This is a genomic window from Candidatus Eisenbacteria bacterium, from assembly GCA_016930695.1.
Taxonomy (GTDB): Bacteria; Orphanbacterota; Orphanbacteria; order Orphanbacterales; family Orphanbacteraceae; genus JAFGGD01.
Window position 1 is genome coordinate 14024 of record JAFGGD010000055.1, and the last position, 15537, is coordinate 29560.

Below are 15537 nucleotides of genomic sequence, written 5' to 3' on the forward strand. Positions count from 1 at the left end.
GGCGCTCATCCCCGCCGCCGCACCTCCAAAGAGCGGAGCCGATTCAGCGCGGCGGCCAGCTCCAGGGAGCGAAAGGCGGCGTGGTCGCCGGCGGGACGCGGGGAGAGGAGTGCGAGCCCCTCCCGCGCCAGATCCTCCTCGACGGCGTCCAGGATCTCTTTCACGGTGCGGCGCCCGTCCATGTAGCGCTCTCGGGCGTAGAGGATCGCCTCGGCGATCGCCCGCGTCTGACTCGGGTCGACGATCTGCGAGACCGCCGAAAGGTCCACCGTTTCCTCGCCGAATTGGATGGTCCGAAGGCCGCGAATTTTGACGCTCATCTCCCGGCGGCCGCGGCTCGGGTCGACGCTCGCCCGGCTCGGGATCCTCTCCGCCACGTCGCCGAAGCGATCTCCCCCTTCGGGGCGGCGCTCGGCGCGGTGCCTCTCGGCGATGGCGCGCGCGTCGGCCGTGGCGTCCCGCGGGAGATACGCCTCCATGGCGATCACCGTGTCCGCCGCGTCGAAATAGTCGCCGCTCCCGCCGGCGACGATGACGGACGAAACGCCCCGCTCCTCGAAGAGCTGCCGCACTTTATCCACGAAGGGAGTGATCGGCTCCTTCTCCTTGGCGATCAACTCCTGCATGCGGTGGTCGCGGATCATGAAGTTGGTCGCCGCCGTGTCCTCGTCGATGAGAAGGACCGACGCGCCCGCCTCGAGCGCCTCCAGGATGTTCGCCGCCTGAGAGGTGGAGCCGCTGGCGTTGTCGGTGGTGAAGTCGTCGGTGCGGCGGCCGTAGGGGAGTTCACCGATGAAGGGGGAGATGTCGGCGCCCGCCACGCGGCGGCCGTCCTCGGCGCGGATCTTCATCGCCCGCCCGTCGGCGACGACCCGTTCGCGGCCGTCGCCGGGAAGATGGTTGTAAACGCCGCGCTCCAGCGCGTGCAAGAGCGTCGACTTCCCGTGGAAGCCGCCCCCGACGATCAGCGTGACGCCGCGCGGGATTCCCATGCCGGTGACGGCGCCGGCGTTCGGCAGGCCGACGGAGACGCGGAGCGATTCGGGCGAGCGGAAGGGGACGGCCCCTTCGACGAGGGGGCGGTCGTCCACGCCGGAGCGGCGCGGCAGAACGGCGCCGTCGGCGACGAAGGCGATCAGGCCGCGCTCCGCGAGCGCCCCGCGGAGATGGTCCGCGTCCTCGTTCGTCCGAACCGCGCGGTCGATCGCCTCCGCGTCGAGGGCGGCGTACAGGAGGGAGGCGTCCACGATCTCCGGGAGGTCGCCGAGGAGCATCGCCTCCGCTTGGCGTCCGAGGACCCGGCGCCCCGCCGCGGGAAGACCGACCACGAAACGCGCCTCCACCCGGTCCCCGCCGACGATCACGGCGGTCCTCTCCAGCACCTCCTGGCCGGGCCGATCGATCTCGATGAGACCGCTCTTGCCGGACCCGCGGCGCTCGGCGGCGCCCCGGGCGGCGCGGGCGAAAGCGCGGGCGAGGACGCCGGCGAGGGCGATCGCGCGGCTCCTGTTCCGGCGCGTCGATTCCGGAAAGGCGGCGCGCGCCATGGGAACGAAGACGCGGAGCCTGCTCGGCGCCGCGAAGGGATCGCCCTGTACGTGGTCGATGGAGAGTTCGAATCCGGGGAAGGCGTACCGCCCGCGGATGTCCTTGTACGCTTTGTATCCCCGGCCGTCGATGCGGCGGAGGAGGTCTCGGAGGGTTTCGCGGTCTTGGGTTCTCATGGATGGTTCCATCCGGAATGGGTTGCGATCCCATTTCCGATTCTCACAAGCGCCCGCTCTCTTTCAGCACTCCCACGATCGCTTCGGCGCGGTAGCTGCTCCGCACGAGCGGGCCGGATTCGGCGTGCAGGAAGCCGAGCGATTCGGCGTAGGCGCGCCACGCCTCGAAGCGCTCCGGCTCCACATAGCGGACCACGTCGGCGTGTTTGCGATCCGGCCGGAGATACTGGCCGATGGTGACCGCCTCGCAGCCGGCGTCACGCAGATCGCGGAGCAGCTTCTCCACCTCGTCGTCCCTCTCGCCGAGGCCGACCATGAGCCCGGACTTCACCACCTGCCGCGGCCGTTTGATGCGCACCGCCGTCCGGAGCACGCCGAGGGAACGCGCGTAGGTATGCTTGAAGCGGACCGTCGGGTAGAGGCGCTCCACCGTTTCGGTGTTGTGACCGATCACGAGCGGGCCCGCTTCGATCACCGGGCGAAGGAGATCCTCCTCGCCGTCGAAGTCGGGGATCAGCACCTCCACCTCGGCGCCGGGAATCCTCTCCCGGATCCACCGGACCGTCTCGGCGAAATGTCCCGCCCCTCGGTCCGGAAGGTCGTCCCGGTCCACCGAGGTGACGACCACGAAGCGGAGGCCCATCTCGGCGGCCGCGCCCGCGACCCGCTCCGGCTCCGCCGCGTCGGGAGGCGCCGGCCGCCCGCTGGTCACGGCGCAGAAGGCGCAGGCGCGCGTGCAGATCTCCCCCAATATCAAGAAGGTGGCGGTCCCGGCGTTCCAGCACTCCTGGTGGTTCGGGCAGCGCGCCTCCTCGCAGACCGTGCAGAGTCCGCGGCTCCGGAGGGCGCCGCGCACCGCGCCGTAGGATTCCTTCACGCCGAGGCGGATTTTCAGCCAGGGAGGTTTGGGGGTCGGCCGTTCAGCCATGATGCGTTTCCTCGCGCGCGGCGCGGTCGAAGACCTCGGCGAAGCGCTCCGTCAGGCGGTCCGCCGCCTCGTCGACGGCGATCGGGCGGCCCGCGAGACGGGAGAGGGTGGTGACGCCGCGGTCCGAGATGCCGCAGGGAACGATGTGGCCGTAGGCGTCCAGATCGCAGCAGACGTTGAAGGCGAAACCGTGTGACGTGACCCAGCGGGAGATGCGGACGCCGATGGCGGCGACCTTCTCCTTCCCGGCCCAAACGCCGGTGAGCCCCTTCACCCTCTCGCCAGCGACGCCGAAGTCCGCCATCGTCCGGAGGATCGCCTCCTCCAGGTCGCGCACGTAGCGCGCCACGTCCTTCCGGTCCGGCGCGAGATCGAGGATCGGATAGCCGACCAGCTGCCCCGGCCCGTGCCAGGTGACGTCCCCGCCCCGGTCGGTGTGGACCAGCTCGATCCCCAACTCTCGCCGCCGCGCCTCGCCGATCCTCACATGACCCAGGTCGCCGCGCCGCCCGAAGGTGTAGACCGATCGGTGCTCCAGCAGGAGAAGCCGGTCTTCGATCTCGCCCGCCTTCCGGCGGCGGACCATCTCGCGCTGCAGGTCCCAAGCCTCCTCGAAACCGACCGTCCCGAGGCGGCTCACGACCAGGGGCCGCCGATCCTTCACACCATGACCTCCTCGGGGAGGTTCTCGATGCGCTCTTGGAAGCGGGCCATGAAACGGTCCGCCACGGCGCCGTCGATCAGACGGTGATCGAAGGTGAGCGAGAAGTACGCCATCTCGTGGACGGCGATCGCCTCCTCGCAGGTCACCACCGGGCGTTTCTTGACGCCGCCCATGCAGAGGATCGCCGCGTTCGGCTGGTTGATGACGGGTGTGCAGAAGAGCGCCCCGTAGGGCCCCGGATTGGTGACGGTGAAGGTGGCGCCGCGCACCTCTTCCGGCTTCAGCCGCCCGGCGCGGGCGCGGCCGCTCAGGTCCGCCAGAGCGCGCGCGACATCACCCAGCCCCATTCGTTCGGCGTTCCGGATCACCGGCACGATCAGGCCGTCCTCGAGGGCGACCGCCACGCCGATGTTCACCGATTTATGGAAGCGGATCGCGTCCCCCTCCACCGAGGCGTTCATTACCGGGAACTCGAGAATCGCCGGCACCGCCGCATGCGCCACGAAGGCGGTGATGGTCGGCCGCGCGCCGTGCCTCTCCTCGAAGATCTTCTTGTATTTCGCCCGCAGGCTCTGCACGCGGGTCATGTCGATCTCGAACACGGTGGTGACATGCGGCGACGTCTGCTTGCTCCGAACCATATGCTCGGCGATCAGCTTCCGCATCTTCGTCATGGGAACGAGGCGGGAGCCCTCTTCGTCGGAAACGGAGGGTGGTGTGGGGGTCGACGCTTCCTCCGGTTTCGACGGAGGCGCGGGTGCGGGCGGCGCATCCCCCTTCGGCGGCTGGGCGGCGGCCCCGCTCTCGCCGGAAGGCCCGACCCGGGCGAGCACGTCCTCTTTGGTGATCCGACCGGCCCGCCCCGTTCCGGAGACGGCGGCGAGGTCGACCCCGTGCTCGCGCGCGACGTTCCTCGCGAGAGGCGAGGCGTGCACCTCCTCGGCGGGTTTCGGCGGGGCATCCTTCTTCGCGACCGGCGCCTCGGACGGTTTCTTCTCCGGCGGCGCGGGCGCGGGCCCCGCCCCCTTTTGGGGCGCTTCCGCGGGCCCCTCCGCTTCCTCCGCCCCCTCCGTCTTCAGGGCCGCCACCCTCTCCCCCACCTTCACCTCCGCCCCTTCGGCGACGACGATCTTCCCCATCACGCCGGCGGCGGGGGATGGGATCTCCGCGTCCACCTTGTCCGTGGAGATCTCGAAGAGAGGATCGTCCTTTTCGACACGGTCCCCCTCCTTCACGAGCCACTTGATCAGCGTCGCCTCGGTGACTCCCTCGCCGAGTTCCGGAAGCGTCACGTCCATGTCGCTCTCCATCCTTCCCCGAAGGACGCCGCTCGCCGGCGCCCGCATTCGATTTAGATGTGAATCGGTCCCTCGCCCGCGGCGTCCAGCGCCGCCTCGTGAATCGCCTCGCTCAGCGTCGGGTGCGGGTGGATCGTCCGGGCGAGCCCGTCGATGTCCCCCTCCGCTTCCATGAGCGCCGCGAGCCCCGACACCATCTCCGTCACGTGGTGCCCGATGAGGTGCGCCCCCAGAATCTCGCCGTACTTCGCGTCCGCGATCAGCTTGACGAAACCGGCCGGCGCGCCCGCCACGGACGCCTTGGAGTTCGCAGAGAAGGGGAAACGCCCGATCCGGATCTCGCGGCCGCCCTCTTTCGCCTGCTCCTCGGTGAGACCCACCCACGCCACCTCCGGCGTCGTGTAGACGCAGGCGGGGACGCGGTCGTAATGGATCGGTTTCGGGTCGCGGCCGGCGATCATTTCCACCGCGACCACACCCTCCTCGCTCGCCACGTGGGCGAGAGCCGGTGTGGGAACGATGTCGCCGATGGCGTAAATCCCCTTCACGGCCGTCTCCATCCGCGGGCCGACGGAGACGAATCCCCGCTCGATTTTCACTCCGGCTTCTTCAAGGCCGATCCCTTCCGTCACCGGGCGGCGGCCGACGGCGACGAGGAGTTTCTCGGCGCGGACCGTCTCCTTTTCGCCCCCCTCCTTCTCCATCACCACGTCGAGGGGCCCTTCCGAGCCGCCGGAGAGGGAGGCGAACTTGGTGCCGACGCGGACGTCGATGCCCCGTTTCTTGAGGGCGCGGCCCAGTTCGGCGCCCACTTCGGCGTCGCCGAGGGGGTTCAGCGTGGGGAGCATCTCCACGAGAGTGACCTTCACGCCGAAACCATGGAAGAGCGAAGCGAACTCGACCCCCACCGCGCCGCCGCCGAGGACGACCATCGACTTCGGGAGTTCTTCCAGCATGAGCGCGTCGTCGCTGGAGATCACGCTTTTCCCGTCGAAGTCGGCCCCCCGGATCGACGCGATCCGCGAGCCGGTGGCGACGATGATCTGCTTCGCCTCGACCTCCGACGCTTCGCCCCCGGCGGGCGTGACGGCGATCTTTCCCGGTGAGGCGATACGGCCGGCGCCGCGGATCACGTCGACGCCGTTCTTCTTCATCAGAAACTCGATACCCTTGGTGTTCTTGGTCACCACCGCCTTCTTGCGGCGTTGCAGCGCGGACCAGTCGAATGCGTGCTCCTTCACGCTCACGCCGTAGGGCTTCATCCCGCCGATCCCCTCGACCATCTCCGCGGCGTGGAGGAGCGCCTTGGTGGGGATGCAACCCCAGTTGAGGCAGGTCCCGCCGAGGCTCTCCTCCTTCTCGACGATTACGGCGCGCATGCCCAATTGCGCCGCCCGGATCGCGGCGACATACCCGCCAGGCCCGGCGCCAATTATCGCAATATCATAAGGTTGGCTCATCCGTTCTCTCCTCCCCACGTCGCCTCCCCGGGGGGAAATGGAGGCGCGGCTTTTTAGTTTAGCACAGGGAGGGATCGCGTTCCCGTCCGGCGGGACGGGGCGGGACGGAACACGTAACCACACACCTTTTCCCTCGCTTCACTCGGGAAAAGGTATCTGGTTACGGATCGGTTCCGGATCTCACTCGTTGGTGAGAATCACGTCGAGGTAACCGGTGGGATCATCGCCTCTCCCGCGGATCTCGTAGCGGTCCGGTTCGGCGATCCACGCGGTGATTGCGCCGCAGATCGTTTCCGCCTCTTCGTTCCAGGAAAAGGGGCTGGAAAGAAATACATGACCATCATCCAGGTGGTATGGATTGTAGGGGATATGCGCGCCGGGAAGGAGATCGACCACCCGCCTCCCGTCGGAGAGGGTATCGGCGGCGGCGGTCGGATAGATTCCCCCGTTCGCGTCGGCATAGGCTTCGAAAGCCTTTTGGATGGTCCGCATGTTCCGGGCGAGTTGATCATTCAAGGGAGGCGTGGTCACCATGGTGTCGATGAGTCCAGAGGATTCCCTTCCTCTCCCGCGAATGGTGTACTCGTCGATCCTGGCTGTCGTCGCGGCTATGCTGCCTGAACTGGCCGCGGGTGCTGCGTTCCAGTTGAATACCGTCGTACACCCCGTGTACGGATCTATGGGATATACCGTTCCCGGCAGAAGATCCACAAGACAGTCTCCCTCGTACGTCGGGTCGGCCGCGGCCGTCGGATAGACTCCTCCCGACAGCTCCGCGAAACGCTCGAAAGCCCTTCCAATGAGAATCATATTCTCGACCACCGCGGCTTCCATGTCGGCCCATCTTTCGTCGATGTAGATCGTGTGCAGGGTAGCCGTCCCGGTTAGATTTATTTCGTAATACAGAAGATCCTTCGGACAGAAACCAAGAAAGGCTGTCTCCCCAGGAGGAGCGATCGCGGTGAATTCGATCCTCTGACGAATCCACGTTCTGATCCATACAAACCCCTGAAGCGTGTCTTCATACTCGATCAGGATGGACCGCCCCGATTGCCGAGGCCGGATTTCTCCTTCCTCTTCCAGAACGAGAACGGTGTTCTCCGGATCATGCGTGGTCATGCAGACTGGACTGGACAGCCGGCACCAATCCGGAAAGTAAATTGTGCTCGGAAGCTCGGCGATTCCCGAGTCCCCCTCTTCCGGGAGACAGCTGGAACCGGGCGTGGGAAGGGATTGAAAATCGAAGACGGCCAATGTTCCCGCGACGGCCCGGAACGCGTCCGGATCGCGGGTAATCATAATGTGCCGTGTGTTCGGTTCGAAGTCCTCCCCCGCGATCGAGGGGGGAGAGAGCTGAAGGGAAGGATCGGGCGCGGAAACAAGATCCTCTTCGCCCCCGCATCCCGCGAGAGAGAGAACCACCACCGACGCCGACGCGAGAAACACCCAGAACCATCTCATCGATCGACTCCTTCATATGGGTAACCAGATACCTTTTTCAGGATTCCTATATCTCAATCATCGGCATTCCTGGCGGGTGAAGTGAGAGACATCGCAATCGGTTCCGAGGGGCCGATGGGCAAGGAATGAACAGGCCTTCATTTCGTAACCAGATACCTTTTCGCTCGCCATCCCGGTACCGGACACCTTTTTCCCTCCCTGTGGTCGGGAAAATGAGAGTCAGGTACCGGGGGCTGTTCCGGCTTCCTCGTAACCAGATACCTTTTCGCTCGCTGCGCTCGCGAGAAGGTATCTGGTTACGATAGGCACACCTCTTCGCCTCGATGGGGAGCGCCGGTGGCGGAAGGGGCAATCGATTTCGATTTCGATTTGGATTTCGACACCGATACTGATAGGTCTGCTCCTGGATGATGGTTGCGAATGAACCTTGACGCACCCCCTCGTCACCCCTACACTCCCCTCCCGACAACCCATCTTCTCCGGCCCGAGGGAAGACGGTGCGAATCCGTCGCGGGCCCGCCGCTGTAACCGGCGACGAAACCCACGAAACGCCACTGCGGGATCGACCCGCGGGAAGGCGTGGGCGGTAGGACGACCCGGGAGCCAGAAGACCTCGTTCCGGAGACGAGAACCGTCGGCTCGAGGAAAAGCCGTAGGCGGGGCTCTCTCCTCGACCCGTTGCGCGACGCGCGCCCGGGTCTTTCTTTTCCCCCGACTCCGCGTTTCCTTCCGCCGGCAGCGAGATCGCCATGTCGATTCGCGCCATCGCGCGCCCGGCGGCGTGGGCCCCGTCGGGACAGTGGATCGCCCGCGTCCTGATCGCGTCGGCCGCCCTTCTGGCCGCCGCGGTCTCCGCATACGCCGAGCCGTCCGCGCAAGCCGCCCAAGCCGAGCAATCCACCGAGCCGGAGCCGGTCTACGGACCGGTCGACACGATCCGCGTCGAGGGCGCCCCCTGGACCGTCGAGACGGAAGCGCTCCGCCTCCCCTACTCCTCCGAGACGCGCGGCGTCGACGCCGGGACGGAGCGCCTCATCACGCTTGCCGACGTGCTCGAGGAGGCGGCGGGAGTGCGGGTGCGGCGTTACGGCGGCCTCGGCTCCTACGCCGTCGCCACCATCCGCGGAGGCTCGCCCGGCCAGGTGGAGGTCTACCTCGACGGCGTCCCTCTGAACAGCGCCCAGTGGGGAGCGACGGATCTCGCCGAACTCCCCATCGGCGACCTCGCCCGCGTCGAGGTGTACCGGAGCGGCGCGCCGGCCCGCTTCGGCGTCGCGGGAGTCGGCGGCGTGGTGAACCTGGTCACACGCCCCGCCGGCCCGGCCCGCTCCCTTCTCTCCCTTTCGGGAGGCAGTTACTCCACATGGAAAACATCGGCGCTCCGCTCCGGCTCCTACGGCGGCGCCGGATACCTGATCGCCTATCACCACATGCAGAGCCGCGGCGACTTCTCCTTCCTCTACGACCCGGGCACGTCGGTCGCGAACACCGAGGACGACACGACGATGACCCGCGAGAACAACGCCTTCCGGGAGCACGCCGTCCTCTTCAAGGCGGAGGCGCCGCCGGTCCGCGGCTGGCGTCTGTCGATGCAGGACGATTGGTTTCTGAAGAGAAGCGGCAACCCCGGCCACGGCAACCTCCTCTACGAAGAGGCGAGCTTCGACGGCCTCTCCCACCGGGCGTCTCTTTCCGCCCTTTCCCCTCGTTTCGCCGGCGGGCGACTGCGTGCCGACCTCACCGCCCACGCCCGCCGGCGCCGCGACCGCTGGCGGAACCCGGGCGCGGAGCCGACGCTCCACCTCTCCGACTACGAACACCGCATGGAAGGCGAGGGGGCGAGGGGGATGCTCACCGGATACTGGACCGAGGCGCGGCACGTGATCCGCCTCGGCGCGGAGATCGGCCGGGAATCCTTCATGCCCGTAGATTCCGACCCGCGGATCGGCGAGGGATTCCGCCGGGAACGCCGATCCCTCGCCCTCGCCGCCGAGAGGGAGATCGTCCTTTGGGGAGGGCGTTTCGTCTGGCTCGACGCCTATCGCTATCGCGAGACGCGGGACAACTACCACGGGACCAACCCGTACCACCCGGACCCGTCGGCGCTCGAGGAACCCCATTGGACCGCCTGGCACGGTCCGACCTTCGGCGCGACGCTCCGGCCTGCGCGCGGCCTCGCGCTCCGGGCGAACCGCGCCGCCGCCTCCCGGGCGCCCACGCTCTTCGAGCTTTTCGGGACCAGCGCGCAGGGCTCGATGTCGGACGTGAACCCCAACCCCTCCCTCGTGCCGGAGGAGTCCGTCACCTGGGAGACGGGAATCCGCATGGAGAGACGGCGCGGCGGAACATGGAACGGGTCGATCGACCTCACCGCCTACCGCGCGACAAGGGATTCGCTCATCTATTTCGTCCAGAACGCGCAGGGGAACTTCACCGCCAAGAACCTGGAGCGTTCCGTCGCCGAGGGGATCGAGGCGCGCTTCGACGCGGACCTCCTGCGCGCCCTTTACTTGGAGGGGAGTTTCACCGTCCAGGACGCGCGGCACACCGGCGATGTGCCGCACTGGAACGGCAAGCGACTCCCCTACGTCTCGCCGCGCGAGCTGTTCCTGCGGGCATCGGCCCGGCGGGGACGCGTCTCCTTCCGGTACGAATATTTCTGGTACGACCGTTACTACACCGACCGATACAACTCGGAGGAGACGCGCGCCGGGGAGAAGCGACTGCACAACATGGGAGCGCGCCTTCGCCTCTGGAAGAACCGCGCCTCTCTCGATATCGAGGTCAAAAACATTACGAATCAAACGATCGCCGACGTGTACCGCTATCCCATGCCGGGGAGAAGCCTGTACGTGACGGCGGAGATCGATTGGACGGAGGGACCGCTCTAAGCGACCCGTCCGGAAAGGAACCCCCTTCCATGCGCCGAACCCTCTTCGCCGTCGCCGTCCCCGCGGCGCTCTCCCTCGCCCTCGCCGCCGGCGCGTCCCGCGCCGAGGACCGCCTCTTCGCCGTCACCACCGACTATGAGACGATCGGGAGCTGCGCCGAAATCGACCTGGACCCGCCCTTCCCTGCCGCCACCGGCCTGGAGCCGGTCGGCGCCGATCCCCTCGTTCGCTTCTGGCGCAACGAGGTGTATGTGATCAACCGCCTCTACGCGGACAACATCCAGGTTCTCGATCCGGACTCGGGATATGAAACGACGCTCGAGTTTTCGGTCGGCGCCGGGAGCAACCCGCAGGACATCGCCTTTCTCGCGCCGGACCGCGCCTACGTCAGCCGCTTCGAATCGGCTTGGCTCTACGAGGTGAATCCCGCGACCGGCGCGATCCTCGATTCCATCGACCTTTCCCTCTTCGCCGACGCCGACGGCCTGCCGGAGATGTCGTCGATGGCCGTTTGGGACGGCTTCGTTTTCGTCCAGATCCAAAGGATCGAGAGGCCCTACTGGACGCCCGTCTCACCGGCGTGGCTCGCCGTGATCGACCCGTCCACCAACGCGCTCGTCGATGTCGACCCGGGAACGCCGGGCGTGCAGGGGATCGAGCTGACGGGGTTGAACCCGCGGGGGCAGATGATCCTGGACGAAGAGAACGGCGACCTGTACGTCGCCGAGATGGGGGAGTACTTCTCTCTCGACGGCGGCGTCGAGAGGGTCGATCTGAACGGATGGACGGCGGAGGGTTTCGTGGTCACCGAAGCGGCGCTCCACGGCGACCTGGGGCCGATCGCCCTGTCCGGAGGCGCGGGATGGGCGGTCGTCTCCGACGACTGGTTCTTCACCAACCACCTGGTCGCCTTCGACCCTTCGACCGGCGCACTCCTCGACACGCTATACACCACGACGGGTTATGTGTCCGATCTGGAGGCGGACGCGCCGACCGGCCGTCTCTTCCTCTGCGACCGAAAGGAGACCGCGCCGGGGGTGCACGTCTTCGACGCCGCCTCGGGCGCGCGCCTCACATCCTCGCCCGTGAACACCGGGCTCCCCCCCGCCGACGTGGTGGTTGTCCGGCCCATCACGGCCGGCGTGGCGACGCCCGGCGAGGAGGATCGCTTTCCCGCGGGCCGCGCCGCACGGGCCCTTCCCAATCCCTTCCGTTCCGGGACGACGATTCTCTTCCACGCGGGCGCGGGAGCATCCCCGCCGGCCGCCGCGTCGATCTACGACATCCGGGGCCGTCTCGTCCGCGACATCCCGATCCCGCCTGGCGCCGGTTCGATCGACTGGGACGGCCGCGACGCCTCCGGCCGCGACGCCGCGCCGGGCGTCTACTTCTACAGGATCGATGCGACCCCCGCGCTCCTCACCGGCCGCATGGTCCGCGTCCGGTAGGCGGAGGTCATCCGCCCTGTTTCCCCTCGCGCATCGAGGGCACAACTCGAGCTTCTAGAAGAAGTTCACGGATGGACGGCGCCGGAGGATTTCAAGAGAGCAAGTGAGATCGCCGCCGCCGTACGGTTCCCACGGGTTTTTTCTTCTTTAATCTTCAACTTCTACGCACGCGCGCGCTCGATGCGGGGATGGGTTCGTGGCGGGGACGGATGGAGGGGAAAGAGAAAAGGACCGACCATCGCGGCCGGTCCTTTTCTTGCCCGAGAGAGTTTTCCGTCCGAAAAAACCTCTCGATATCAAGAACACCCCGACGTGGACCCGCAGTTCATGCACTTGTAGCAGGCGCCGTTTCGGACCATGAAAGAGCCGCACTCATAGCAGGTCGGCGCGTCCGCCTGCCCCTGGATCACCCACGCCTCTCGGAACATCGGGTCTTCTTCCGGAGCGCCCGGAAGGGCGGGCGGGGACTGGGCCGACTCGGTCCGGGGCGCCGCGCCCGGCGGGAAAAGCTCGGTCTGCAGCTCGCTCTCGTCGGCGCACGCCGGACGATCCTTGAAAAACTTGAGGGTCAACCAACGGAAGATGTAATCGAGCACCGACTTGGCGATCGGGATCTCTTTGTTCCCGGTGAAGCCGGCCGGCTCGAAACGCATGTGGCTGAATTTATTGCAGAGAACCTCCATGGGGACGCCGTACTGCAACGCCATGGAAACGCTCGTGGCGAAGGCGTCCATCAGCCCCGAGACCACCGAGCCTTCCTTGGACATGGTGATGAAGATCTCGCCGGGCATGCCGTCTTCATAGAGACCGACGGTGATGTATCCCTCGTGGCCGCCGATGTTCATCTTGTGCGTGATGGCGCGCCGCTCCATGGGGAGTCGATGCCGGATCGGCTCGTAGCTCTCCTTCGCCTTCTCCTTCTCCCTTTCGGTGCTGAGCGGCTGGGTCCTCTTCGATCCGTCCCGGTAGATCGCCACCGCCTTCACGCCCATCTTCCACGCCTCGAGGTAAGTGGTGAAGACGTCGTCGACGGCCGCCTCGCTCGGCATGTTGACCGTCTTGGAGATCGCCCCGGAGATGAAGGGCTGCACCGCGCCCATCATCCGCAGGTGGCCCATGTAGGGAATCGAGCGGACGCCGTCACGAGGTTTGAACGCGCAATCGAACACCGGTAGATGCTTCTCTTTGAGGCCCGGCGCCCCCTCGATCATGTCGTTTTTATCGATGTAATCCAGAATTTCGGCGACGTGCGCGCCGTCGTAGCCGAGCGCCTTGAGCGCCTGCGGCACCGTCCGGTTCACGATTTTCATCATGCCGCCGCCGACCAGCTTCTTGAACTTCACCAGCGCGATGTCCGGCTCGATGCCTGTGGTGTCGCAGTCCATCATGAAACCGATCGTGCCGGTCGGGGCGAGCACGGTGACCTGCGCGTTCCGGAAACCGTGGCGCTCGCCGGCGCGGTACGCGTCCTGCCACACCTTCTCGGAAGCCTCCCAGAGAGCGCTCGGCAGGTGGTCGGCGGAGATCGCCTTCGCCGCCTCCCCGTGCTTCTTGATCACCCGAAGCATGAACTCCCGGTTCTTCGGATACTCCTCGAAGGGACCCATCCGGTCGGAGACGCGGGAGGACTGCAGGTACGCCCGTCCGGTCAGGAGAGAGGTAATCACCGCCGCGTAAGCGCGGCCCTGCTCCGAGTCGTAGGGGAGGCCGTTCGACATGAGGAGCGCGCCCAGGTTGGCGTACCCGAGACCGAGGGGCCGGAAGCGGCCGGCGTTCTCGCGGATCGCTTCGGTCGGATAATTCGCGGCGTCGACGATGATCTCCTGCGCGGTGGTCAACACATCGATGGAATGGAAGAAGTGTTCCACGTCGAAGGAGCCGTCTTCACGGCGATAACGCATGAGGTTGAGGGACGCCAGATTGCAGGCCGAATCGTCGAGGAACATGAACTCGGAGCAGGGATTCGACGCGTTGATCCGCCCGCTCATCGGGCAGGTGTTCCAGTCGTTGATCGTGGTGTCGAACTGGATGCCCGGGTCGCCGCAGATGTGGGCCGAATCGGCGATCAGCCGCATCAGGTCTCGGGCGCGGTGGGTTTCCATCACCTCGCCGTTCGAAACCGCCCGGAGCGCCCAGTCGCGGTCTTCCTGAACGGCGCGCATGAAATCGTCGGTCACCCGCACGCTGTTGTTCGAGTTCTGGAAAAAGACCGACCCGTAAGCCTCGCCGTCGAGCGAGCCGTCGTAGCCGTTGTCGATCAGGATCCAGGCCTTCTTCTCCTCCGCCGCCTTGCAGGTGATGAACTCCGTCACGTCCGGGTGGTCGATATTGAGAATGACCATCTTGGCGGCGCGGCGCGTCTTGCCGCCCGACTTGATCACGCCGGCGAATGAGTCGTACCCCTTCATGAACGAGACCGGTCCGGAGCAGCTGCCGCCGCTGGAGAGGACCTCCTTGGAGGAGCGGATCGGCGACAGGTTGGTCCCCGTCCCGGAGCCCCACTTGAAGAGCATCCCCTCGGTCTTGGCCAGCTCCAGGATCGACTCCATCCGGTCCTCCACCGAGTTGATGAAGCAGGCGGAGCACTGGGGCTTCTCCTCGATCCCCACGTTGAACCAAACCGGGCTGTTGAAGGAGGCGTTCTGATGGAGAAGGAGATAAATCAGTTCATGGTGAAAGATGTTCCGGTCTTCCTCGGTGGCGAAATAGCCGGCCCGCCAACCCCACTCGGCGAGGGTTCCCGCGACGCGGGTGATCAGCTGCTTCAGGCTTCGCTCGCCCTCCGGGGACGGCCGTGTTCTATGAAAATACTTGGACACGGTGACGTTCGTGGCGAGCTGGGACCAAAAGGTGGGAAACTCCAGGTCCTTCTTTTCGAAGACCAGTTCCCCCTTCTCGTTGATGATCGACGCTTCCCTCTTCTCCCACTCCACCTCGTCGAAAGGATGCACGCCGGGGGTCGTGTAGACCCGCCGGAAGGAGAGCCCACTCCGCGCAGGTCCGTTCGCGTGGCTCCTCGCCGCGCTCTCATCCGCGAACACGTCGGCGTCCCCCTTCTGTTCTTCCGGCACGGCGGCCCCGCCCGCGGGAATCCTATGCGCCTCCATGAGACCTCCCCCAACTCGGGGCAGGGCGAGCGGGAGCGCTGCACATGGGAAGTAACTTCCGCCCATCCTGCCGGATTACTACACAATCGTCAAGTAGAAAGACGGACTTCTCTCTGTCCCCGCGGGCACGGGGGATCTCAACACCATCTACCACAGGGGGTTAGCGCCCCAAGGTTAGGTTTCGGCTCACGAGGAGGCTCGAAACGCTTCAATATGTGGTATCTAGAGAAGCCGGAAACACAACATCTACCACTACTCGGCACTATAGAGGCCGGTCGGAGGGGCTGTCAAACAAAAAGATAAAAAAAGTCGATTTAGCCTAAACACAATATTTTTAAGTGGTTGCGGGTTTTGACCGGTCCAAATGGGCCCATTCGGGCCCCGGGAACCTCCTCCGCCCCACCGGGAGGGGGAACCGGGGGACGCCGGGGGGCGAAAAGAGGGGAAAAGGGGCCGCGCGCCACCCGAAACGAGGGACGCGGTGCCCTAAAACGGGCCATGGGATGCCTTGTTCGGGGGAAGCGGAGGGTCGAGGGGACGGGAAAGCGGCTCGGGC

General features: G+C 66.3%; 9 protein-coding genes and 1 riboswitch. Of the genes, 2 read left to right on the forward strand and 7 right to left on the reverse strand.

Annotated elements, in window-relative coordinates:
• Window positions 1-5: 5 nt before the first annotated feature.
• From JW958_13275 to JW958_13300, 6 genes are all read right to left on the reverse strand, one after another.
• Window positions 6-1724, reverse strand: coding sequence for an ABC-ATPase domain-containing protein (locus JW958_13275; GenBank protein ID MBN1827223.1), 1719 nt, complete (start codon window positions 1722-1724; stop codon window positions 6-8).
• Window positions 1725-1767: 43 nt separating this feature from the next.
• On the reverse strand, window positions 1768-2652 hold the full coding sequence (lipA, locus tag JW958_13280; GenBank protein MBN1827224.1) for a lipoyl synthase: 885 nt from the start codon (window positions 2650-2652) through the stop codon (window positions 1768-1770).
• The gene (gene lipB, locus JW958_13285) at window positions 2645-3316 is read right to left on the reverse strand and encodes a lipoyl(octanoyl) transferase LipB (protein ID MBN1827225.1); all 672 of its coding nucleotides are present in this window, start codon (window positions 3314-3316) and stop codon (window positions 2645-2647) included. Before lipB ends, lipA begins: the two co-directional genes overlap by 8 nt.
• A complete protein-coding gene (locus JW958_13290; protein ID MBN1827226.1) occupies window positions 3313-4614 on the reverse strand; it encodes a 2-oxo acid dehydrogenase subunit E2 in 1302 nt (433 codons plus the stop codon). Before JW958_13290 ends, lipB begins: the two co-directional genes overlap by 4 nt.
• A gap of 53 nt (window positions 4615-4667) precedes the next feature.
• Entirely contained in the window at window positions 4668-6074 is a 1407-nt protein-coding gene (lpdA, locus tag JW958_13295) for a dihydrolipoyl dehydrogenase (protein ID MBN1827227.1), read from the reverse strand.
• Between the two features lie 180 nt (window positions 6075-6254).
• Window positions 6255-7535, reverse strand: coding sequence for a hypothetical protein (locus JW958_13300; protein ID MBN1827228.1), 1281 nt, complete (start codon window positions 7533-7535; stop codon window positions 6255-6257).
• Window positions 7536-8022: 487 nt separating this feature from the next.
• Window positions 8023-8149, forward strand: a riboswitch (cobalamin riboswitch).
• Between the two features lie 135 nt (window positions 8150-8284).
• Between JW958_13300 and JW958_13305 the strand changes: the two genes are divergently transcribed.
• Both JW958_13305 and JW958_13310 read left to right on the forward strand, forming a co-directional pair.
• Window positions 8285-10426, forward strand: coding sequence for a TonB-dependent receptor (locus tag JW958_13305; GenBank protein ID MBN1827229.1), 2142 nt, complete (start codon window positions 8285-8287; stop codon window positions 10424-10426).
• Between the two features lie 29 nt (window positions 10427-10455).
• Window positions 10456-11874, forward strand: a complete 1419-nt coding sequence (locus tag JW958_13310) for a hypothetical protein (GenBank protein MBN1827230.1) — start codon at window positions 10456-10458, stop codon at window positions 11872-11874.
• Between the two features lie 296 nt (window positions 11875-12170).
• Here the strand turns inward: JW958_13310 and JW958_13315 are convergent, their stop codons facing one another.
• The gene (locus JW958_13315) at window positions 12171-14981 is read right to left on the reverse strand and encodes a vitamin B12-dependent ribonucleotide reductase (protein MBN1827231.1); all 2811 of its coding nucleotides are present in this window, start codon (window positions 14979-14981) and stop codon (window positions 12171-12173) included.
• Window positions 14982-15537: the final 556 nt, after the last annotated feature.